Annotated in this window: 19 protein-coding genes; 8 read left to right on the top strand and 11 right to left on the bottom strand. The window is 67.3% G+C overall.

Annotation, left to right across the window (positions count from 1 at the left end):
* The first annotated feature begins 41 nt into the window (after nt 1–41).
* Entirely contained in the window at nt 42–383 is a 342-nt protein-coding gene (locus CXY91_RS03445; protein WP_100959301.1) for an antibiotic biosynthesis monooxygenase family protein, read from the top strand.
* 67 nt (nt 384–450) lie between these two features.
* On the opposite strand, the gene CXY91_RS03440 is transcribed toward CXY91_RS03445, so the two are convergent.
* The 3 genes from CXY91_RS03440 to tesB form a co-directional block, all read right to left on the bottom strand.
* Nucleotides 451–1,875: an ammonium transporter gene (locus CXY91_RS03440; protein ID WP_244544075.1), complete on the bottom strand. Its 1,425-nt coding sequence runs from the start codon at nt 1,873–1,875 to the stop codon at nt 451–453.
* 80 nt (nt 1,876–1,955) lie between these two features.
* Complete coding sequence (locus CXY91_RS03435) at nt 1,956–2,294, bottom strand: P-II family nitrogen regulator (protein WP_091842997.1); 339 nt, start codon at nt 2,292–2,294, stop codon at nt 1,956–1,958.
* A gap of 234 nt (nt 2,295–2,528) precedes the next feature.
* On the bottom strand, nt 2,529–3,395 hold the full coding sequence (gene tesB / locus CXY91_RS03430; RefSeq protein WP_100959300.1) for an acyl-CoA thioesterase II: 867 nt from the start codon (nt 3,393–3,395) through the stop codon (nt 2,529–2,531).
* A gap of 107 nt (nt 3,396–3,502) precedes the next feature.
* Between tesB and CXY91_RS03425 the strand changes: the two genes are divergently transcribed.
* The gene (locus CXY91_RS03425; protein ID WP_100959299.1) at nt 3,503–4,759 is read left to right on the top strand and encodes a ubiquinone biosynthesis hydroxylase; all 1,257 of its coding nucleotides are present in this window, start codon (nt 3,503–3,505) and stop codon (nt 4,757–4,759) included.
* Between the two features lie 130 nt (nt 4,760–4,889).
* On the opposite strand, the gene CXY91_RS03420 is transcribed toward CXY91_RS03425, so the two are convergent.
* A complete protein-coding gene (locus CXY91_RS03420) occupies nt 4,890–5,099 on the bottom strand; it encodes a Trm112 family protein (RefSeq protein WP_100959298.1) in 210 nt (69 codons plus the stop codon).
* A 19-nt stretch (nt 5,100–5,118) separates the two neighbouring features.
* Nucleotides 5,119–9,957, bottom strand: a complete 4,839-nt coding sequence (locus CXY91_RS03415; protein ID WP_100959297.1) for an NAD-glutamate dehydrogenase — start codon at nt 9,955–9,957, stop codon at nt 5,119–5,121.
* Nucleotides 9,958–10,135: 178 nt separating this feature from the next.
* Between CXY91_RS03415 and CXY91_RS03410 the strand changes: the two genes are divergently transcribed.
* Together CXY91_RS03410 and CXY91_RS03405 are read left to right on the top strand one after the other, a co-directional pair.
* Nucleotides 10,136–10,729, top strand: coding sequence for a peroxidase-related enzyme (locus tag CXY91_RS03410; protein WP_100959368.1), 594 nt, complete (start codon nt 10,136–10,138; stop codon nt 10,727–10,729).
* 368 nt (nt 10,730–11,097) lie between these two features.
* Nucleotides 11,098–11,466 (top strand): DUF2794 domain-containing protein, encoded by a 369-nt coding sequence (locus CXY91_RS03405; RefSeq protein ID WP_100959296.1) that lies wholly within the window; start codon nt 11,098–11,100, stop codon nt 11,464–11,466.
* Nucleotides 11,467–11,646: 180 nt separating this feature from the next.
* Here CXY91_RS03405 and CXY91_RS03400 read toward each other — a convergent pair whose 3' ends face one another.
* The 3 genes from CXY91_RS03400 to CXY91_RS03390 form a co-directional block, all read right to left on the bottom strand.
* Nucleotides 11,647–12,423, bottom strand: a complete 777-nt coding sequence (locus CXY91_RS03400) for a Bax inhibitor-1/YccA family protein (protein ID WP_091843016.1) — start codon at nt 12,421–12,423, stop codon at nt 11,647–11,649.
* A 217-nt stretch (nt 12,424–12,640) separates the two neighbouring features.
* Complete coding sequence (locus CXY91_RS03395; protein ID WP_100959295.1) at nt 12,641–15,235, bottom strand: ABC transporter permease; 2,595 nt, start codon at nt 15,233–15,235, stop codon at nt 12,641–12,643.
* A gap of 1 nt (nt 15,236) precedes the next feature.
* A complete protein-coding gene (locus CXY91_RS03390) occupies nt 15,237–15,944 on the bottom strand; it encodes an ABC transporter ATP-binding protein (RefSeq protein ID WP_244544071.1) in 708 nt (235 codons plus the stop codon).
* 184 nt (nt 15,945–16,128) lie between these two features.
* Here CXY91_RS03390 and CXY91_RS03385 point away from each other — a divergent pair, with 184 nt between their 5' ends.
* From CXY91_RS03385 to CXY91_RS03370, 4 genes are all read left to right on the top strand, one after another.
* Nucleotides 16,129–16,722, top strand: coding sequence for an arylesterase (locus CXY91_RS03385; RefSeq protein ID WP_244544072.1), 594 nt, complete (start codon nt 16,129–16,131; stop codon nt 16,720–16,722).
* Between the two features lie 73 nt (nt 16,723–16,795).
* Nucleotides 16,796–17,851: an aldo/keto reductase gene (locus CXY91_RS03380; RefSeq protein WP_100959293.1), complete on the top strand. Its 1,056-nt coding sequence runs from the start codon at nt 16,796–16,798 to the stop codon at nt 17,849–17,851.
* Nucleotides 17,852–17,939: 88 nt separating this feature from the next.
* Nucleotides 17,940–18,518 (top strand): RNA 2',3'-cyclic phosphodiesterase, encoded by a 579-nt coding sequence (thpR, locus tag CXY91_RS03375; RefSeq protein WP_100959292.1) that lies wholly within the window; start codon nt 17,940–17,942, stop codon nt 18,516–18,518.
* A gap of 2 nt (nt 18,519–18,520) precedes the next feature.
* Nucleotides 18,521–18,823, top strand: coding sequence for a 4a-hydroxytetrahydrobiopterin dehydratase (locus CXY91_RS03370; RefSeq protein WP_091843037.1), 303 nt, complete (start codon nt 18,521–18,523; stop codon nt 18,821–18,823).
* 98 nt (nt 18,824–18,921) lie between these two features.
* Here CXY91_RS03370 and CXY91_RS03365 read toward each other — a convergent pair whose 3' ends face one another.
* From CXY91_RS03365 to CXY91_RS03355, 3 genes are all read right to left on the bottom strand, one after another.
* Nucleotides 18,922–20,109: a GNAT family N-acetyltransferase gene (locus CXY91_RS03365; RefSeq protein WP_100959291.1), complete on the bottom strand. Its 1,188-nt coding sequence runs from the start codon at nt 20,107–20,109 to the stop codon at nt 18,922–18,924.
* Nucleotides 20,110–20,111: 2 nt separating this feature from the next.
* The gene (locus CXY91_RS03360) at nt 20,112–20,765 is read right to left on the bottom strand and encodes a DUF6875 domain-containing protein (protein ID WP_100959290.1); all 654 of its coding nucleotides are present in this window, start codon (nt 20,763–20,765) and stop codon (nt 20,112–20,114) included.
* Between the two features lie 93 nt (nt 20,766–20,858).
* Nucleotides 20,859–21,602, bottom strand: a complete 744-nt coding sequence (locus tag CXY91_RS03355; RefSeq protein ID WP_100959289.1) for an RluA family pseudouridine synthase — start codon at nt 21,600–21,602, stop codon at nt 20,859–20,861.
* Nucleotides 21,603–21,626: the final 24 nt, after the last annotated feature.

Raw genomic sequence — 21,626 nt, 5'->3', positions numbered from 1 at the left:
GGCGAAGGCATTTTTCAAACAGCAACCGCAAGGAGGGCACGATGGCCGATGGCGACGACAGGATCGCAAGAATTGCCCGGATCTGGCGCGGCCGCACCGTGCCGGACAAGGCCGATGCCTATGCCGCCTATCTGCTGGAGGTCGGCGTCAGGCCGCTGGCGAAGAAGGCGCTGGGTGCGCAGATGTTCCGCGAGGACCGCGAGACCGAGAGCGAGTTCGTGACGATCTCCTATTGGGAGAGCGTCGAGGCGATGTCGCGCTTCGCCGGGCCCGATCCGCGGAAGATCCATCACCTCGAACGCGATGCCGAATTCCTGATCGAATTGCCGGAGAAGGTTCAGGTGCTGGAGATCGTGCTGGACCGCGCGACGAGCCGCGACTGAGCGGCCCAACGAAAAGCCCCGGCGGTCTCCCGCCGGGGCGATGATTCCTGGGAGATGAACCCCTGGTTCAGTCGTGATAGGCGCGCTCGCCGTGCTCGGCGATGTCGAGGCCCTCGCGCTCCTGGTCGGCGGGGATACGCAGCCCGATGATCACGTCGACGACCTTATAGAGGATTGCCGAGCCGACGCCGCTGAAGACGAGTGTGAACAACACCGCCTTGAGCTGGGCCATGAAGGCCGTGCCGAACTCGTAGGTCGCAGCAACCAGCTCGCCGGGCTTGGTCGAATAGTCGGGGATGCCGGCGCCGCCGAGGGCCTGGTTGACCAGGATGCCCGTGGCCAGCGCGCCGATGATGCCGCCGACGCAGTGGATGCCGAAGACGTCGAGCGAGTCGTCGTAGCCGAGCGCGTTCTTCACGGTCGAGCAGAAGACGAAGCAGACCGCGCCGGCGACGAGGCCGAGGACGATCGAGCCCATCGGGCCGGCGAAGCCTGCCGCGGGGGTGACGGCGACGAGGCCGGCGACCGCGCCCGAGACCATGCCGAGCATGGAGGGCTTGCCCTTGACCGCCCATTCGACGAACAGCCAGGCCACCGCCGCCGCCGCAGTGGCAACGAAGGTGTTGATCATGGCGAGCGCCGCGGTGCCGTTGGCTTCGAGGTTGGACCCGGCGTTGAAGCCGAACCAGCCGACCCAGAGGAGAGCGGCGCCGATCAGCGTCATGGTCAGCGAGTGCGGCGCCATCAGCTCCTTGCCGAAGCCGATGCGCTTGCCGATCAGGATGCAGCCGACGAGGCCCGCAATACCGGCATTGATGTGCACGACGGTGCCGCCGGCGAAGTCGAGCGCGCCCCATTTGAACAGCATGCCGGCATCGGCGTTGACCGCATCGAGCGCCGCCTGGGCTGCGGCCTTGCCGTCGGTGCCGGCATCAGCCAGCGCCTTGGCGGCGTTGCCGACCGCGTCGGGCCCGCCCCAGTACCAGACCATGTGGGCCATCGGGAAATAGATGAAGGTGACCCAGAGCACGGTGAAGAGCAGCAGCGCCGAAAACTTCATGCGCTCGGCGAAGGCGCCGACGATGAGGGCCGGCGTGATGCAGGCGAAGGTCATCTGGAAGGCGATGTAGACATATTCCGGGATGACGACGCCGTTGGAGAAGGTCGCAGCGGTCGAGTTGCCGTCGACGCCGCGCAGGAAGGCCTTGGAGAAGCCGCCGACGAAGTCGTTGAGGCCGCCGCCATTGGTGAAGGCGAGCGAGTAGCCGAAGACGACCCACATCAGGCTGACGATGCAGACGATGGCGAAGACCTGGGTCAGCACCGAGAGCATGTTCTTGGAGCGGACGAGGCCGCCATAGAACAGGGCCAGGCCGGGCACGGTCATGAGCAGGACGAGGATCGTCGAGCTCATCATGAAGGCGACGTCGCCCTTGTTGGGCACTGGGGCGGGCGGCGCGGCCGGGGTTTGCGCCAGCGCGGCGCCGGCCATTGCGGCGAAGGCCAGCCCGACCAGCCCGGCCCGGTTAAGGGTCTTGGTGTTCATCGTAAAACTCCTGGGAAGGTCGGGGATCAGAGGGCGTCGCCGTCGGTCTCGCCGGTGCGGATCCGCACGGCCTTCTCGATCGACGAGACGAAGATCTTGCCGTCGCCGATCTGGCCGGTGCGGGCGGCGGCGGTGATGGCTTCGATCACCTTGCCGACGAGGTCGTCGGTGACCGCGACCTCGATCTTGATCTTGGGCAGGAAGCTCACGGCATATTCGGCGCCGCGATAGATTTCGGTATGGCCCTTCTGGCGGCCATAGCCCTTCACTTCGGTCACGGTCAGCCCGTGCACGCCGATGGCGGTGAGCGCGTCGCGCACCTCCTCCAGCTTGAACGGCTTGATGACGGCCATCACGATCTTCATGGCTGGGTTGTCCCCCGCTTGTGCGTCGCCGGACCGCGATCCAAACGACGTCGTTGCGCCTCTCGCGCCCTTTCGAGCCAGGCGCGTCGGGGGATGCCTTTCAAGCCGCGTGCCAACCGGTGGATGTGGCGCGCGAGCGGGCAATGCCGCGATTCCGCCATGATCCCGCGGGGTTCAGCGCATAAAGATGATCAATAGTTAGGCAGATGCCGCGAAAGCAGGCGATAAGCGCATTCAGGCGCGATCGGGCCGCGGCCGGATCAGGCCTTCCTGCGCGACCGAGGCGACGAGATTCCCGTCCCGATCGAAGATCAGCCCGCGCGAGAAGCCGCGCGCACCGGAGGCCGAAGGGCTGTCCTGCGCGTAGAGCAGCCAGTCGTCGGCCCGGAAGGGGCGGTGGAACCACATGGCATGGTCGAGGCTGGCGCTCTGGACGCGCCGGTCGAAGACGCTTGTGCCGTGAGCGATCAGGCTGGAATCGAGCAGCAGCAGGTCGGAGGCGTAGGCGAGCACGCTCTGATGCAGCGCGGGTTCGTCCGGCAGCTTCTGTGCGGCCCGGACCCAGACGTTGAATTTCGGCTCGCGCGGAGCGTCCGTGGCGTAGCGGCTCAATTCGACCGGGCGGATGTCGATCGGCCGTTCGCGCCGGTAATAGGCGCGCACCGCCTCGGGCATATGCGGGAGGACATCGCGCTCCATGCCGTCGCGATCGGGAAGCTCCTCCGGCATCGGCACGGCAGGCATGGGCATCTGATGGTCGTAGCCGGGTTCGGCGATCTGGAATGAGGCCGACATCGCGAAGATCGCCGCATCCTTCTGCAGCGCCAGCACGCGCCGCGTCGAGAAGGAGCCGCCATCTCGCAGGCGCTCGACCTCGTAGACGATCGGAATCGCCGGATCGCCCGGCAACATGAAATAGGCGTGCAGCGAATGCGGCTGGCGCGCTTCGACGGTCTTGCAGGCGGCATAAAGCGCCTGGCCGATCACCTGGCCGCCAAAAACGCGGGTCCAGCCATTGTCGGGGCTGCGACCCTGGAACCGGTTGTGTCCGAGCGGTTCGAGATCGAAGATCGAGAGCAGGGTGTTGGCGGCTGATGTCATCGGCACGGACCGGCACGGCCCGGGCTTGCAGCCCCGGCCGGCTATGGGCAAGACGAGACAGCATCAGCAACGAGCGACTCGGCCGCGTCAAGCGGCGCGATGCGAGGATGGCGACAGTGCAAAGACCCGAGAATGCGAGCCAACGCATCGTCATCGCCGGCGGCGGCGTCGCCGGGCTGACGCTGGCAGTGGCGCTGAAGCAGGCACTGGGCGAGAGCTTCGATGTGATCGTCGCCGATCCGACGCTGGCAGGCCCGCCGCGCGCCGACGATCGCGCCTATGCGGTCGCGGCGGCGGCCCGCAACATGCTGGAAGCGCTCGGCATCTGGCGTCTGGCGGAAGCCACCGCGACGGCGATGACCGAGATGATCATAACCGACAGCCGCACGCCCGATCTGGTGCGGCCGGTCTTCCTGACCTTCGACGGCGAGATCGAACCCGGCCAGCCCTTTGCCCATATGGTCGAGAACGCCGCGCTGATGGCGGCACTGCTTCAGGTCGCGCGCGCCAATGGCGTCGAATTGCGGCCCGAGAGCGTCCGTTCAGGCATGGAGAACGATGGTGCGATCGCCATTGCCTTCGCCGGCGGCGAAAAGCTCGATGCGGCGCTGCTGATTGCTGCCGACGGCGCCCGCTCGAAATTGCGCGAGCAGGCCGGGATCGGCTGGGTCGGCTGGTCCTATCCGCAATCGGGTATCGTCGCGACAATCGGCCATGAGCGGCCGCATGAGGGGCGGGCGGTGGAGCACTTCCTGCCGTCCGGGCCCTTCGCCATCCTGCCTTTGGCCGATGGTGGGAAACTCGGCCATCGCTCCTCGATCGTCTGGACGGAGCGCAGCGAGAACGTCCCGGCCTTGCTGGCGCTGGACGAGAGCGACCTCCTGCTCGAGGTCGAGCGCCGCTTCGGCCTGGAACTCGGCGAGATCGCCCTGGAGAGCAGCCCGGGCGCCTATCCGCTTTCCTTCGGCGTGGCGCGCCGTTTCGTCGCGGACAGGCTGGCGCTGCTTGGTGACGCCGCCCACGTCATCCACCCGATCGCCGGCCAGGGACTCAATCTCGGGCTGAAGGACGTCGCGGCGCTGGCCGAGGCGATCGTCGACGCGGCCCGGCTTGGCCTCGATGTCGGCGGCTCCGAGGTGCTCGAAGCCTATGAGAGGGGCCGGCGCTTCGACACCGTGGCGATGGGCGTGGTTACCGACGGGCTCAACCGATTGTTCTCGAACGATTCGACCCCGTTACGATTGGCACGCGATCTCGGCCTCGGCCTGGTCGAGCGCATGCCGGGGCTGAAGCGCTTCTTCATTCGTGAGGCGGCCGGCTTGGCCGGGCCGACGCCGCGGCTGCTGAAGGGCGAGATGCTGTAGAATCAGCCGTCATGCTCGGGCTTGACCCGAGCATCTCAGGCCGGAAGGAGCTCCGGTCGGCAATACCTCGTGATGAGATTCTCCGGTCTGCGCTTCGCTCCGCCCGAGAATGACCCGAGCACTACCGGCATTACCCTTCCAGCTGGCGCGCCTCTTCCGGCAGCATGATCGGGATGCCGTCGCGGATCGGGTAGGCAAGCTTGGCGGCGCGGCTGATCAGTTCCTGGCGTGCAGCGTCGTATTCCAGCGTCGCCTTGGTGACCGGGCAGACGAGGATTTCCAGTAGCTTCGGGTCGATTCGCGTCGCCGCCGGCACCGTGCCTTCCTCGTCCGTAGCCATCACCACCTGTCTCCAGACCTTATTTGCGGGGCAGATCGGCCAGCATGCCGGCCGCCACCATCAGCTTTGGCAGGGAGAGGCCCGACATGGCAATGGCCGAAACGGTGGCACGGGTGCGTTCGGCATCGGCGCCGCGCTCGGCCAGCCAGTCCTTCAGCGCGTCCGGGCCGGGCTTGCCGGTCGCGATCTCCTGCGTCAGCCCGGCATGGCCATCGGTCAGCGTCTCGACCGCGCGCTGGCGGGCGAGACGCTCGTAATCGTCGGTCGCCGGGACGGCTTCAGCAGCTGATCTCAGCGTCGAGAAGCCGAAGACCGAATCGGTCCCGAAATGAATCCGGGCGACCTCGACGATGTCGCGTTTGGTCCGGCTGGCGATGTCGACGATGTCGGTCGCCTCGGCGAGCCAGGGCAGGCTGGCGACGCGGATCGCCAGCGCTTCCGGCACGCCTTCGGCCGTGAGTGCGGCGATGCGGGCATTGCGGGCCTGGGCGGCCGCCTCGGGCAGCAATTCGCCGAGTGCGCCCTCCAGCGCTCCGACGCCCTTGGCATAATGCGCCACGGTCTGCTCGATCGCGCCGGGCTTGGCGACGCCGCGACGCAGGAACCAGCGCATCCGGTCGACGACCAGCTCCTGTGCGGCGGCATAGAGCCCGGTCTGCGTCTTGCCCGGCAGTTTGGCGTCGAGCGCATCGATGGCGCCGTTCAGCGCGATCAGGTCGAAGGCATCGCGGGCTACGGCATAGGCCGCCGCGATCGCCGGCGCCTCGGCGCGGGTCTGGTCGGCCAGCATCGAGACGATGGCCGGGCCGCCGCGGTTGATGATGGCGTTGGCGAGCTGGGTCGCGACAATCTCGCGGCGCAGCCTGTGGCCGGCGATCTCCTTGGCATAGCCCTCGCGCAGCGGCTGCGGGAAATAGCGGATGAGCTCGCTCTTGAGATAGGGGTCGTCGGGGATCGCCGAGTCGAGCAGCGCGTCGTGCAGAGCGAGCTTGGCATAGGCGATGAGCACCGCGAGCTCCGGCCGGGTCAGGCCTTCGCCGCGCTTCTCGCGTTCGATCAGCACGGCATCCGAGGGCAGGTACTCGACGCCGCGATCGAGGCGGCCCTCCTCCTCCAGCCGAACCATCAGCCGGCGCAGATGCGGGCTCGCCTGGATTCCCTGCGCCTCGGTCAGCGAGAGTGCCAGGGTCTGCAGGTAGTTGTTGCGCAGGACGAGCAGGCCGACCTCGTCGGTCATCTCAGCCAGCAGGGCGTTGCGCTTCTTCTCGGGCAGGCGGCCGTCACGAACGGGGTCGGCCAGCGCGATCTTGATGTTGACCTCGACGTCGGAGGTGTTGACGCCGGCGGAGTTATCGATCGCATCGGTGTTGAGGCGCACGCCGTTGCGGGCCGCCTCGATCCGGCCGCGCTGGGTCGCGCCGAGATTGGCGCCCTCGCCGATCACCTTGGTGCGCAGCTCCGAGCCGGTGACGCGGATCGCGTCGTTGGCGCGGTCGCCGACCTGGGCGTCGGTCTCGTCGCTGGCGCGGATATAGGTGCCGATGCCGCCGAACCAGAGCAGGTCGACCGGCGCCTTCAGGATCGCGGTCATCAATTCGGCCGGCGTGGCCTGCGCCTTGTCGAAGCCGATGGCCTGCCTGACCTCGGGCGAGAGCGCGATGCTCTTGGCCTGGCGCGAGAAGATGCCGCCGCCCTTCGAGAGCAGCGATTTGTCGTAGTCCTGCCAGGACGAGCGCGGCAGGGCGAAGATGCGCTGGCGTTCGGCGAGGCTCTTGGCCGAATCCGGATCGGGGTCGAGGAAGATGTCGCGATGGTCGAAGGCGGCGATCAGCTTGATCGCCGGCGAGAGCAGCATGCCGTTGCCGAAGACGTCCCCGGACATGTCGCCGACGCCGGCCACGGTGAAGGGCGTCGTCTGGATGTCGACGTCGATTTCGCGGAAATGGCGCTTCACCGCTTCCCAGGCGCCGCGGGCGGTGATGCCCATACCCTTGTGGTCATAGCCCTGCGAGCCGCCCGAGGCGAAGGCGTCGCCGAGCCAGTGATGCTTCTCGGCCGAGAGCGCATTGGCGGTGTCGGAGAAGGTCGCCGTGCCCTTGTCGGCGGCGACGACGAGATAGGGATCGTCGCCGTCATGACGGACGGTGTCGGGCGGCGGCAGGATCTTCTCGCCGTCGAGATTGTCGGTGAGCTCGAGCAGGTTGCGAATGAAGATGCGGTAGCTCTCGGTGCCCTCGGCGAGCCAGGCGGCGCGATCGGAGGCCGGCGGCAATTGCTTGGGAACGAAGCCGCCCTTGGCGCCGACCGGGACGATGACGGCGTTCTTGACCTGCTGGGCCTTGACCAGCCCGAGCACCTCGGTGCGGAAGTCCTGGGGCCGGTCCGACCAGCGCAGGCCACCGCGCGCGACCTTGCCGAAACGCATATGAATGCCCTCGACGCGCGGCGAATAGACGAAGATCTCGTAGAGCGGCCGCGGCAGCGGCATGCCGTCGACCTGGCCGGAGGCGAGCTTGAACGAGATCGTGCCGCGCGGATGGCCGTCAGGCCCGATCTGGAAGAAGTTGGTGCGCAGCGTCGCGTCGATCAGGTTGACGAAGCGGCGCAGGATGCGGTCCTCGTCGAGGCTGGTGACGTCGGCGAGCGCGGCTTCGATGCGCTCGCGCTCGGCCTTCATCTGCTCGGCGCGCTTCTCGTCAGAGAGGTGCGGGTCGAACTTGGCGACGAAGAGCTTCACCAGCCCCGTGGCGATGCCGGAATGGCGGGTCAGCGCGTCGGCGATGTAGCCTTGCGCATAGGGCGCGCCGACCTGTCGCAGATAGCGGCCGAGCGCCCGCAGCAGTGCAGCTTCCCGCCAGGCAAGGCCGGCGGCAAGGACGAGTTGGTCGAAGCGGTCGGATTCGGTGAGGCCGCGGAACTGCGCCATCAGCGCCGCCTCGATCGTCGGATCGAGGTTCTCGATGTCGATCTCGCCGCCGCTGGCGCGCTCCAGCGTCATGTCGTGCAGCCAGACGCGGCTGTCGGCTCCGGCTCCGCCGTTCTGTTGCGGGGTGATGTTGAAGGTGCGCTCGTTGACGACGCGGAAGCCCATGTTCTCCAGCATCGGCACGCGCTCGGAGAGCGAGATCGCGGCGCCGCGCGAGAACAGCTTGAGATTGGCCCGCGTCGGGCCGTCGCCGTCGCGGCGGTAGAGATTGACGGCGCGCGACCGCTCCGCCGACAGCTTCTGCAGCATGTCGACGTCGACCAGCGCATCCTCTGCGGAATAACGCTCGCGATAGGCGGCGCCGAAGGCCTCGGCATAGCGCTCGGCGAGGGACCGGGCGGTGGGACCGGCCTTCTGCGCGTCGAGCGCGTCCTTGAGGCCGTCGCTCCAGGTGCGGACGATCGCGGCGATGCCGGCTTCCAGCGTGTTGCGGTCGATCTTGGGCGTGCGACCCTCGTCGCGCCCGATGATGTAGTGGGTGCGGGCGAGCGGCCCTTCCGGATAGGCCGGATAGGCGGCGGAGACGCGGCCCTGGTAGACGCGGGCGAGGAATTCGCCCACGCGCCGGCGCACCGTGGTGTCGTAGCGATCCTTCGGGATGAAGACGAGCGCCGAGACGAAGCGGTCGAACTCGTCGGCGCGGGCGAGCGCGCGGATGCGCGGCCGCTCGGTCAGTTGCATGATGTCGAGGGCGAAGCGCTCCAGCGTCTCGACATCGATCTGGAAGAGCTCGTCGCGCGGGAAGGCGTCGAGCACGTTGTAGAGCGCGCGACCGGAATAGCTCGACGGGTCGAAGCCGGTGCTCTTGAGCACGCGCGCGACCTTGAGACGCAGATAGGGGATGGAGCGGGCGCTGCCGGTATAGGCGTTCGAGGTGAGCAGGCCGACGATGCGCAGTTCGCCGTCGAGCCGCCCGTCCGGCGTGAACAATTTCACGCCGACATAGTCGAGATGGACGCGGCGGTGGACGCGGCTCTTGACGTTGGCCTTGGTGATGATCAGCGCCTGCGGCTTGGCCAGGAACGCGCGGATCTCCGGCGTCATCACCACGAGCTCGCGATTCTTTCGCAGCACCCGAACATCCGGGTCGCGCAGGATGCCGAGCCCGGAGGAGTCGACGGGGTCGGCGGCGGTGTCGCCACCCGCGAAGCGATAAGCGCGAACGCCGAGCAAGGTGAAATTGTCGCCGGCGATCCATTCGAGGAAATTCAGAGCCTCGGCGACCTCGTCCTCGGGCAGCGGCGGCGGATTGGCGCGATAGGACTGGATCACCTCGGTGATTCGCCCGCGCATCGCGGCCCAGTCGTCGACGGCGAGGCCGACGTCCACATAGACGCGGGCAAGACCTGCGGCGAGGCGCTCGCGGGCCTCGGCGGTGTCGATCCGGTCGAGATGGATATGGATCAGGCTCTCGCGTCGCGTGCCTTCGACCGCGCGGCCCGAGGCCTCGCCGGCAAGCGACTGGAAGGTGCCATCGTCCTTGCGCACCACGGCGAGGATGGGATGGGCGACGAGGCGGGGCTCGTAGCCCTGCTCGGCGAGTTCGGCCAGGGTCGAATCGAGCAGGAACGGCTTGTTGTCGTTGACGACCTCGAGGATGGTGATCTGGCGCTCGCGCCCATCCTCATTCACCGCCTCGTCGCGGAAGCGCAGATTGGGCTCGCCGGGCTTGCGGTTGCCGGTCAGGTGGACGTAGGCGGCGTTGGCGGCGCGAGCCAGGAGTTCGGGCGGCAGTGCAACGAGATCCTCGGCGACGGTCCGGCCATAGAGCAGCTTGGGGAAGTCCGCGGGCATCGCCGAACCGAGCTTCTGGGCAGCCGCTTCGATCGCGGTGACGGCTGCGGCCGTGGCATTCGCTTCGCGCTTGGCCATAGTCTTCTTCCCCCTGCTATTTTGCCGAAGCGATGACATAGCTCACCGGCGGCTGCAACTTTCGTCGCATCGCAGCAGCCAGATTGCACCAATATGGCGCGGACGCGGCGAGTCGTGCCCAATCCGCGCGGATATCAGCGCGAGGAGTGCAGAGATGACGAAGAAGCATGACAAGGCGATGGTGGGTGAGCAGCCTGCAAAGCAGGACGCGCCGCCGGCCGTGATGGCGCTCTCTCTGCCGCGAGCCGAGCTTTCCGAGGCGATGCAGGCCTATTTCGCCAAATGCGAGGACAAGCTCGGCTATGTCCCGAACGTCCTGGCCGCCTATTCCCATGACGACGCCAAGCTCCAGGCCTTCGCCACCTTCTACAATGATCTGATGCTGGCCCCGTCGGGCCTCTCGAAGCTGGAGCGCGAGATGATCGCGGTCGCCGTCTCCAGCGTGAACCGCTGCTATTACTGCCTGACGGCGCATGGCCAGGCGGTGCGCCAGCTCTCGGGAGACCCCGTGCTCGGCGAGATGATGGTGATGAACTATCGCGCCGCGCAGCTCTCGGCCCGCCACCGCGCCATGCTCGACTTCTCGGTGAAGCTGACGGAAGAGCCGCACAGGATCGAGGAGGAGGATCGGCAGGCCCTGCGGGATGCCGGCTTCGGCGAGCGCGACATCTGGGACATCGGCGCGGTCGCCGCGTTCTACAACATGTCGAACCGGATCGCCTCGGCGGTCGATATGCGGCCCAACCCAGAATATCACGGCGCGTCCCGGTAGAGCATCTCCGCGCGTCCATGAAGCGCGGTATGCTCGACCTTTCCATTCTGACCCGGCCAAAAGAAAACGGCCGGCGGAAACCGCCAGCCGTGAGTTGGCTTCGACTCGTTGGCCCGGCCCGCCGCAGCGCCGGAGGGGCTGGGGGGCTGACGTGTCCGGAACCGGACAGGCCGGGCCGCCGAAGCAACGAATCGGAGTTGAGCCCCGTAACGGGGCGTTCGCTGGGCGCAAGCGCGGCAAAATCATGGCAATCACGCTGGCCACGAAAAAGGATGGTAGGCAATCTGTCTTGCAGCGCCCTTGCCAGCGCTGGAGGGCGGGCGCATCATCCCTTGCCGGATCACCACCGGCCACGAAAAGGAGGCGTGATGAGCGAAAGCGAAACTCCGCCAGGTCAGCGAGCGGGCGCGGTCGTCGCCTTTCCGGCTGCTGCCGCGCCCTCCTCCGTCACCTTCGATCGCCGCGAACTGAACGAGTTGCTCAATCTTTACGGCCGCATGGTCGCCGCCGGGGAGTGGCGCGACTACGCCATCGATTTCCTGCGCAACAAGGCGCAATTCTCGGTGTTTCGCCGCACGGCCGAGGTGCCGCTCTACCGGATCGTCAAGGACCCGTCGCTGGCGCGGCGACAGGGTACCTATTCGGTGGTGACCGCGACCGGGCTGATCCTGAAGCGCGGAGCCGAACTGAGCCGCGTGCTCAAGGTGCTCGACAAGCGGTTGAGCGTGGTGAGCTGAGCCGATCCACCAAAGCCTTTCCGCAATTCTTCGAATCGCGAAAAGGCTCTAAGTCCTTGTTCTGTCGCATTTTCTTCACGTGAACCGGTGTCCACTTCGCTCGAAAATGCTCTAGGCTCAGTCCAAAAGAAAAGCCCCGGCCGCGAGGCCGGGGCTTCTTTGTTCAGGCTGTCGCCCTGATCACTCCTGCTTGGAGCCGAAGAGCGAGAGCAGCATCTGGAACATGTTGACGAAGTTCAGGTAGAGCGACAGGGCGCCGTTCACCGAGAGCTTCGCGGCCGACTCGGAGTCCATGTCCGAGTACAGGTACATTTCCTTCAGGCGCTGCGTATCCCAGGCGGTCAGGCCGGCGAAGACCAGCACGCCGATCACCGAGATGGCGAAGGAGAGCGCGCTCGAGGCCAGGAAGATGTTGACCACCGAGGCGATCACCAGGCCGATCAGGCCCATGATCAGGAACGAGCCGATGCCCGACAGCGACTTCTTCGTGGTGTAGCCGAACAGGCTGAGGCCAGCGAAGGAGGCCGCGGTGATGAAGAACACCTTGGCGATCGATTCACCGGTGAAGACCACGAAGATCGACGACAGCGAGATGCCCATCACCGCCGCGAAGGCGAAGAACATGGCGCGCGCGGTCGACGAGCTCATGCTCTCGGCCTTGAACGAGAAGAAGAAGATGAAGGCCAGCGGCGCCAGCATCACCACCCACTTCAGCGGGGAAAGGTACAGCGCCTGGCCGAGCGGCGTCAGCGCGGTGACCTTGCCCGAGGGCGAGTAGCCGGCGATCGCCAGCATGGAGATGCCGATCGCCATCAAGCCGGTGATGGCCAGGCCGATGCTCATGTTGTTGTAGACGCCGAGCATGAACGAGCGCAGGCCCTGGTCCATCTCGACGGCGCTGGTCTGCTGGGCGCGGCCGGCGCCCCAGACCTGAGCGTTGCGGTCGAAATCGCTCATGGAGAGAGTTCCCCTTGAAACTTTGCCTGGCGGACATCGCCGTTGCGACACCCGCCGCCGCGCACCAACGTGGCGACATCGCAGAATATGAGGGGGATCAGGCGCCCTTACAAGAGGCAAGCATGGTTAGCGCCGCCCGTGGCATAGAAATTCGGTGGCCAGTCTATGCAACATTACCGTCCGTTCATGTTTATGTCAGACCGACTTGAGTCAGACCTCATAAATTCCTCAGATGAGAAGCGGGCGCCTTCGATAGTATTTGCAGCGTTCCGATCAATCCGAACAGGACGGTGACCACGACGGCTGCAGTCGCAGCGAGGATAGCGCCTGTCGGATCAGGGACGAAATCTATCTTCATCACTTGCGTGACGACGCCCCAGCCGGCCGCGGCACCTGCCAGGAGCCCGAACAGAGCAGACACGACACCGATCCCTGCGTATTCGAGGATGTACGACGAAAGTATGAAGCGGCGAGTCGCGCCGAGCGTCTTCAGGATCATCGCGTCATAGAGCCGCGCCCTCTGCCCGGCCGCCAGAGCACCGGCGAGGACCAGCAGGCTCGCGGTGATGGCAAGGCCCGAGGCGCCGCGAATCGCGCCCGCGAGCTGGCCGACGATGGTGTTGACCGCCTCCAGCGCGTCCTTGACCCGGACTGCCGTCACCGCCGGGAAGGCGATGGCAAGCTGGCGCATCAGCGCGGCGTCGTTGGCCACAGGCGCCGCGCCCTTGTCTGTGACGGTGGCGAGATTGGTGTGCGGCGCGCCGGCGAAGGTGTTGGGTGAGAACACCATGACGAAGTTGATGCCGAGCGAGCGCCATTCGATGTCGCGGAAATTGGCGATGCGCGCGGTGATATTGCGGCCGAGCACGTTGACCGTGAGCTTGTCGCCGAGCTTGAGGCCCAGTCCCTCGACGGCGCGGGCGTCAAAGGAGACCAGCGGCTCGCCGCGGTAGTTTTCCGGCCACCATTCGCCCGAGGCGAGCCTGGAGGCCTCGGGCATGGCGGCGGAATAGGTGATGCCACGGTCGCCCTCGAGCACCCAGGCCATCTGCTCGCTCGCCTTGATCTGCTCGGCCGGGACGTCGTTCACGCTGACGATGCGCCCGCGCATCATCGGCACGCGCTCGACATGGGCGCCGGGACGCTGCTCGGCGAGGAAGCGGTCGAAGGCGGCGGCCTGCGCATTGGGAATGTCGAGGAAGAAGAAGCTCGGCGCCTTTTGCGGCAGCGACTGGGTCAGTTGCCGGCGCAAGCTGACGTCGATGAAGGCGAGCGTCGAGAGCAGGGCCACGCCAAGCCCGAGCGACAGCACCAGCGAGGGTGTCAGCGCACCGGGACGATAGATATTGGCGAGCGCCAGGCGCAGCGCCGGCTGCCGGGGACGCCCGGCGCGCCGGGCCAGCGCCATCAGCCCCCAGGCGATCAGCCGCAACAGCAGGAAGATGCCGGTGGCGGCGCCGACATAGATCAGCGCGATGCGTCGGTCATAGGCGAAGACGAGCGCGACGCCGACGAGGCCGGCTAGCGCGGCCAGGAAGATCGCCCGGTAAATCCAACGCGGCTGGCGCCGGTCGGGCTCGATCTGGTCGCGGAACAGCGCCGAGACAGGAACGTCATGGGCGCGGCCGAGCGGGATGATGGCGAAGACCAGCGCCGTCAGCAGCCCGTAGAGCGCGGCGATGGCGAGTTCGACCGGTGCGAGCGTCGGCTCGAACGGCAGAGGCAGGACGTCGGCGAGCGCATAGCCGAGCGCAAACGGGGCGGCCGCACCGAGCGCGAGCCCGATCGCGATGCCGAAGCCGGCGACGAGCATGACCTCGGTCAGATGGATGGCGACGACCCGGCCCCCGGTGGCGCCGATCGCCTTCAGCGTGGCGAAGTCGAGCCGCTTGGCCTCGACGAAACGCCGTACCGCATTGGCGACGCCGACGCCGCCGACCAGCAGCGCGGTCAGGCCGACCAGGGTCAGGAACTGGGTGAAGCGCTCGATATTGCGCTGGAAATTCGGGGCGGCGTTGGCGCGGGAGCGGACTTCCCAGCCCGCATTCGGCTGTTCGCGCGTGGCGCTGGCCAGGAGGGCCTCGAGGGCGGCATCGGTATTGGCGCCATCGGGCAGGATGACGCGCGCCGTCCAGCGCACCAGGCTGCCGGGCTGCAGCAGTTCGGACGCCCGCAGCGCGTCCTGCGAAAGGATCAGGCGCGGGCCGAAGCCGACGCCGGCGGCGATCTTGTCGGGCTCTGACGTCAGGCTGGCACGCAATTGCACCCGCGCCGAGCCGATCAGCACGGTGTCGCCAGGCTTGAGGTCGAGGCGGCCGAACAGGACGGGATCGGCAATGCCGCCATAGGCGCCGTCGCGCAAGGCCAGCAGATCGGCCGCCGGCTGGGCCGGATCGGTGCGCAGGTCGCCGATGCTCGGATAGGAGCCGTCGACGGCCTTGAGCTCGACCAGGGCCGCGCCCTTCTCGCCGGCATTGGCCATGCTGCGCAGGGTCGCGATGGTCGAAACCTTGCCATGGCGGGCGAGGAAGGCATGTTCTTCGGCGGTCGGCTCGCGATGGATCAGGCTGAAGGCGGCATCGCCGCCGAGAATGCGCCGTCCTTCGCGACCGAGGCCTTCGCTCAGGCCACGCGAGGCCGAGGACACCGCGGCGATCGCCATGACGCCGAGCGCCAGGCAGGCGATGAATACGCCGAAGCCGCGCAGGCCGCCGCGCAGGTCACGCCAGGCGAGGCGCAGGGCCAGCTTCAGGCCGACCGGGCGCCGAATGGGAGCGGAAGGAGTTGTCGAGGGTTTGACGGGCGCATGCATCTCAGATCGCCAGCGCCTCGGTGCCGGTCTCGGTCTCGATCCGGCCTGCACGCAGGCGCACGGTGCGGTCGCAGCTTGCGGCGAGCGAGAGATCATGGGTGACCAGCACGAGGGTGGCGCCGCGCTCGCGCCGGAGTGCGAAGATCAGGTCGACGATCGAGCGGCCGGTGCTCTCGTCGAGATTGCCGGTCGGCTCGTCGGCGACGAGGATCGCCGGATCGGGGGCGACGGCCCGGGCGATGGCGACGCGCTGCTGCTCGCCGCCGGAGAGTTGGGCGGGGTAGTGATCCATGCGCTCGCCGAGGCCGACATTGCGCAATTCGGCCGCGGCCCGCTCGAAGGCGTCGTCGGCGCCAGCCAATTCCAGCGGCAGCGCGACATTCTCGCGGGCCGTCATGGTCGGCACGAGGTGGAAGGACTGGAAGACGATGCCGATATGGCGACCGCGGAAGAGGGCAAGGGCGTCCTCGCCGAGCGCACCGAGATCCTGGCCGGCGACCCTTACCATACCGGAATCGGGACGTTCCAGCCCCGCCATGGTCATCAGCAAAGTCGACTTGCCGGAGCCGGACGGGCCGACGAGGCCTGTCGCCTGCCCCTGCGGTATCGCCAGCGAAACGCCCTTGAGGATATGGACGCGGGCGGCGCCGCGCCCCAGACTGAGCTCGACGTTGTCGAGTTCGATCACTGCCGGGGTTTCTTCGCTCACCGCCATGTTTCCGCTTTCATCCCATCCGATGCCGCCGCTTCGACTGTCATTCCGAGCCGAAGGGATCAGAACCGCCATGCGCCCTGCCGCCACCCGATATGGGCGCTTGCCGTCACGAATCCAGCTGTCGCCGCGCATTTGGGCGGCGATGCTGCTCGTCTTTGCCAGCCTGGGTTCTTTTTTGATGAACAGCGCGACTCACGCCCAGACCAAGCCTCTCAAGCTGGTGGCGCTCGGCGACAGCCTGACCGCCGGCTACAACCTCCCCGGCAGCGCCGCGTTCCCGACGGTGCTGGAGAAGCTGCTGCGCGACAAGGGGATTTCGGTCGAGGTCGCCAATGCCGGCGTCTCCGGCGACACCTCGCAGGGCGGGCTGGAACGGCTCGACTGGTCGGTGCCGGATGGGACCGATGGCGTCATCCTCGAGCTCGGCGCCAACGATGCCCTGCGCGGGGTCGATCCGGCGCTGACCGAGACGTCGCTTGACGCGATCGTGACCAGGCTGAAGGCGCGCGGCATCCCGGTGCTGCTCGCCGGCATGTATGCGCCGCGCAGCAACGGCCCGGACTATGTCGCCCGCTTCGACGCGATCTATCGGAAGCTCGCCGAGAAGCATGGGCTCATCCTCTATCCGTTCTTTCTGGACGGGATCGCCGGGGACCGGGTATTGAACCAGCCCGACATGCTGCATCCGACGGCTGAAGGCGTGCGCGTCATCGCGCAGCGCATCCTGCCGACGGTGGAGCGGTTCCTCGCCTCCCTGCGCCCGCGCTCCTGAGCCAAGGCGCATCCCGCCATTGTCCAGTCATGCGCGGCGCGTCCCGGCGCGCTCGTCGCCGGAGCCTTTCGCCATGGACTACCGCCATCTCGGCCGCACCGATCTCAAGGTTTCGGCGATCTGCCTGGGCACGATGACCTTCGGCCAGCAGAACACGGAAGCCGAGGGTCATGAGCAGATGGACTACGCGCTCGGGCAGGGCGTGAATTTCTTCGATACGGCCGAGCTCTATTCGATCCCGCCGAAGCCGGAGACGCAAGGCGCGACCGAGACGATCATCGGCAGCTGGTTCAAGGCGCGCGGCAATCGCGACAAGGTGATCCTCGCGTCCAAGATCGTCGGCCGCTCGACCAATGACTGGTTCCGCGACGACAAGGGGCCGACCCGGGTCAACCGCAGGCAGGTCGAGGAGGCTGTCGACAAGAGCCTGAGGCGACTGCAGACCGATTATATCGACCTCTACCAGATTCATTTCCCCGACCGGCCGATGCAATGGGGCTCGAACCCGACGCGCTTCAACCAGGCCGCATTCGCGAAAGCCGAGGACGAGACACCGTTCGCCGAGCAGCTCGACGCCTTTGCCGCCATGGTCAAGGCCGGCAAGATCCGCCATCTCGGCCTGTCCAATGAGAGCGCCTGGGGCACGATGAGCTTCCTCGCTGCGGCTTATGGCAGCGACCGGCCCCGTATCCAGTCGATCCAGAACGCCTACAATCTCCTGAACCGCACCTTCGAGACGGCGCTGGCCGAGATCGCCATGCGCGAGGAGGTCGGGCTGCTCGCCTATTCGCCGCTGGGCCAGGGCTATCTGACCGGCAAATACCTGGACGGCGCCCGGCCGGCCGGGGCGCGCTCGACGCTGTTCGACCGTGGCCAGCGCTACGAGACCGCCGGAGCGGAAGAGGCGATCAAGGCCTATGTCGGGCTCGCCCGCGAGGCGGGGCTCGACCCCGCCCAGATGGCGCTGGCCTTCGTGACCTCGCGCTGCTTCGTCACCTCGAACATCATCGGCGCGACCAGCATGGCGCAGCTCAGGACGGCGATCGGCTCCGCTTCGGTGACGATCTCACCGGAGCTGGAGGCGAAGATCGACGCGATCCATCAGCGAGTCGGCAACCCCTGTCCATGACGGGGAAGCAGAGCCGACTTGTGAACCGCGGCTGGCAGTGCAAGGCTGCCGTCTCGCCAGAGTCACAAATGCTTGGCACTGATTCGTCATGCCTAGGCTGTTCACCGCGCTAGAGATTCCCGCCGAGGTCGCCTCGGCCCTGACGCTGCATCGCGGCGGATTGGTCGGCGCCCGCTGGATCGAGGCCGCCGACTACCACATCACCCTGCGCTTCCTCGGCGATGTCGACCGGCGCATGGCCCATGACGTCGACAGCTTCCTCAACGATCTTGGCGGCGAGCCGCTGACGATCACGCTCGACCAGCTCGGCAGCTTCGGCGGCGACCGGCCGCGCGCGGTGTTCGCCCGTGTCCAGCCCTCGCCGAAGCTCAATGAGCTGCAGGCGGAGCTGGAGCGATTGATGCGGCGTCTCGGTCTGCCGGCCGAATCACGCAAGTTCACGCCGCATGTGACGCTGGCGCGCTTGCGGGACGTCTCGCCGGCCGACGTCGCGCATTACCTCGCCCTGCATCCGATCGTGCGGCCGATCAGCTTCACGGCGCGGCGCCTGGCGCTGATGTCGTCGCGCGATTCGATCGGTGGCGGCCCCTATGTGCTGGAGGCGGCCTATCCGCTCGGCCTGCACTATCCGAACCGCCCACTCGGCGCGCTTTCGCAGCGGAGGTAACATTGGGACATGACCGCCCGAAGCGCCTGAGCCCGGAAGCCCGCAAGGAGGCGCTGTCGGTCCTGAGCGGCTGGGCGCTGGTCGAAGGCCGCGAGGCGATGAGCAAACGCTTCGTCTTCCGCGACTTCAACGAAGCCTTCGGCTGGATGAGCCGGGTGGCGCTACTCGCCGAGAAGCTCGACCATCACCCGGAATGGTCGAACGTCTACAAGACCGTCGTGGTGACGCTGTCGACCCATGACGCCGGCGGCCTGACCGAGCTCGACGTCAGGCTGGCGCGCGCCATGGACGCGATGGCGAGCTAGCGCAGTTCCGCAATTCTCCGAATCGCGGAATTGCGCTGCATTTTTGTTTTATCGCATTTTCTTCACGCGAACCGGTGTTCATTTCGCTCGAAAATGCTTTAGCTCCCGGACCTTGCGAAACGTTGCACCCAGCCTGCCGGCAGGCGCTTGACGATCGCCTTGAGCGTCGGCCGCAGCTGCGGCAGCGCGAGGTCGCAGGCGAGCTGCCCGCGCCAGCTCAACGGCACGGTGAAGTCGCGGACCGGGACGGCTCCGTCGGCGTGCTCGCGCTTGTAGGGATCGGCGGGCGCCAGCAAATCGAAGATCGCGTTGCCGCGCGCCCGGGCGCTGGCGAAAGCGTGGTGGATCAGCACCCGGCCGAGGCCCTCGCGCTCGAAGGCGAGGTCGCTGGCGATGACATGGCCGAAGCTGCGGCCCTTGCAATCGAAGGACAGATCGATCCCGACCGGGCGATCGTCGCAGGTGACGACCGAGAGACGCAGGCCCGTATCCTCGCTCTGTTCGGCGGCCAGGGCTGCGAAGAAGCGCCCGAAGCGCGGGTTCGAGACCGCCGGCGCAACGATGCCATGCTGGGCTAGCGCGTCGCGCTTCATCGCTACCGCCTGCTCGGCCAGCGCTCCTGCCTGGGGACCGGGCTCCTGATGAGCGAAGACGATCTTGCCGCGCTCGGCGAGCCGGCGCAGGCGGCGGCGATAATTCGAGCGGTCGCGCGCCGGGTAGGCGAGGCTCGGCCCGTCCGGCGCGACGCGCAAGGCGAGGTCGGCGAACGGCGCTTCCTGGCTCACCACCGGGGCGACCAGCGCGAGCCGGCCGCAATGGGCAAGTGCCGCGTCGGCACGGACGAGCCGCAATTCGACGAGGTCGATCCCGTACCGGCGCAGGGCTTCCCAGCCGCGCTCCAGCCAGTGCTCGCGTCGCGGCCCGGGCTCGACGAGGACATCGCCGAACTGGGCCACCGGCGCACCCATCAGGCGCACCAGCTCGAGACCGAGGCGGCGCCGGCGTTCGAGCGGCCAGAGCATGACCAGGCGGCCGGACTCGCGGCCCACGACCAGGCAAAGGCGATCGCCGGCGGGCAGATAGTGATCGCACCAGTACCGCAGAAAGGCATGGCGCTGAAAAAGCTGCTGCGGCAGGCCGGCGCGGGCGAAAAGCGCATCCCATTCGGGCTTCAGGGCGAGGAAAGCGTCGCGGCCGGTCAGGATCTCGACGGAGAAGCTTGCCGCCACCGCGTCGCCCGGCGAGAGCGGTCCTTCCGTGTCCCGGCGCATGGACTTGGCGGGCATACTCATTCCTGGCCGCGAAAGTGATCGATCAAGCGCTTGGCCCCCGTCAGGCGGAACTTCGCGAGATAGGGCGCTAGCAGCAGCGGATGCCGGGCGGCGAAGGGCGCATCGTGCTCGACCATGTGACGGATGGCGAGGACCGGCAATGGAGCCCGCAAGGGCCGGAAATCGCGGTTCCACAAGCCGGGCGCCTCGGACGCCCCGTACATGAGCCCGATCATCCGGCCGCGCGCGAGCGAATAGACCTTATGCCGCTTCTGGACGCGTTGCAGCATGGCGACGCCGTGTTCGTCGCTGCAGTTCGGGAAGCCGACGATGACGGTGCGGAAATGCACCATGCCGGGTTTGCAGGGGATGGCGTCGAGCGCGCCGAAGCTGCCGCGGATCAAAGCGAAGGCGCGTTCCTGCTCATCGGGGCCGGCGGTGCATATGGCGAGCCGCGCCGTGTCGATGCGGGCAGCCTGGCGAGTGAAGGGGCAGACGGCGCCGGTGCGGCCGAGATCGGGATGCTCGCGCATCAGATAGCTCTCGACCCAGCCCAAAAGCGTGGCGAGCGCGGCATTCGCCCCGGCATCGGCCGCGATGTCGGCCCGCGCCTGCGCGAAGGTCAGCAGCGCATCGCGCGCTTCTGCCGTTCTCGCCACCGTGTCCAGCATGAGAAACCCCTAGGCCGATGCAACCGGCGATAGCAGGAACGCCTTAGAGAATGGTTGACGAGGTCTTGTCGCAAGCCATTGCGGCGTTAGGGTTTAGGAAAGCTTATCGTCCCCGGACCAGCCACAGGCCGCGAGCGCGGCGTGCATGTGGTTCGGCGGAGGAGCGGAGACTCGTACCGGCTCGCGCTTCGGATGAAGCGGAATCGCGACGCTCCGCGCATGCAGGTGCAGGCCCGGCCCGATGTCGCGTGGCGCCGTGCCGTAGATTTCGTCACCGTGGATCGGCCCGAAGCTGGCGGCGCAGTGCACACGCAATTGGTGGGTGCGGCCGGTCAGGGGTTCGAGCGCCAGCCAGGCAAGCCGGGTTCCGTCGCGCACGCCGCGGCCAAGCACGCGGTAGCGTGTCTGCGAGGGCAGGCCTTCCGGATCCGCTTTCATCCACCAGCCGCGCTCGGGCGAGCGTTTGGCCAGGGGGAGATCGATCAATCCTGCGTCCTCGGCGGGGTTACCCTCGACCACCGCCCAGTAGGCTTTCTCGATGCGGCCATCGCGAAAGAGCTGGTTGAGCTGCGCCATGGCGCGCGGGTGCCGGCCGAGCACGAGGCAGCCGGAGGTGTCCTTGTCGAGCCGGTGCGCCGCCTCGGGCCGGCGTGGCAGGCCAAAGCGCAGGGCGTCGAGATGGTCGGTCAGCACCGGGATGATGCGGCCTTTCGCCGCCGGGCCGCGATGCGCCGGAAGCCCCGCCGGCTTGTCGATGACGAGCATCATCGCGTCGCGATGCAGCAACGCGAAGGGCAGGTCGTCCTGCGAAAGGGCTGGTCGCTCGGGCGTGGTCATGGCATTGCGCTAAACAAGGCCGCG

Source organism: Allobosea sp. FBZP-16 (genome assembly GCF_002831785.1).
Classification (GTDB): Bacteria; Pseudomonadota; Alphaproteobacteria; order Rhizobiales; family Beijerinckiaceae; genus Allobosea; species Allobosea lupini.
Note: the sequence above shows the minus strand (reverse complement) of the source record. Positions and strands in the feature narration are given on the sequence as shown.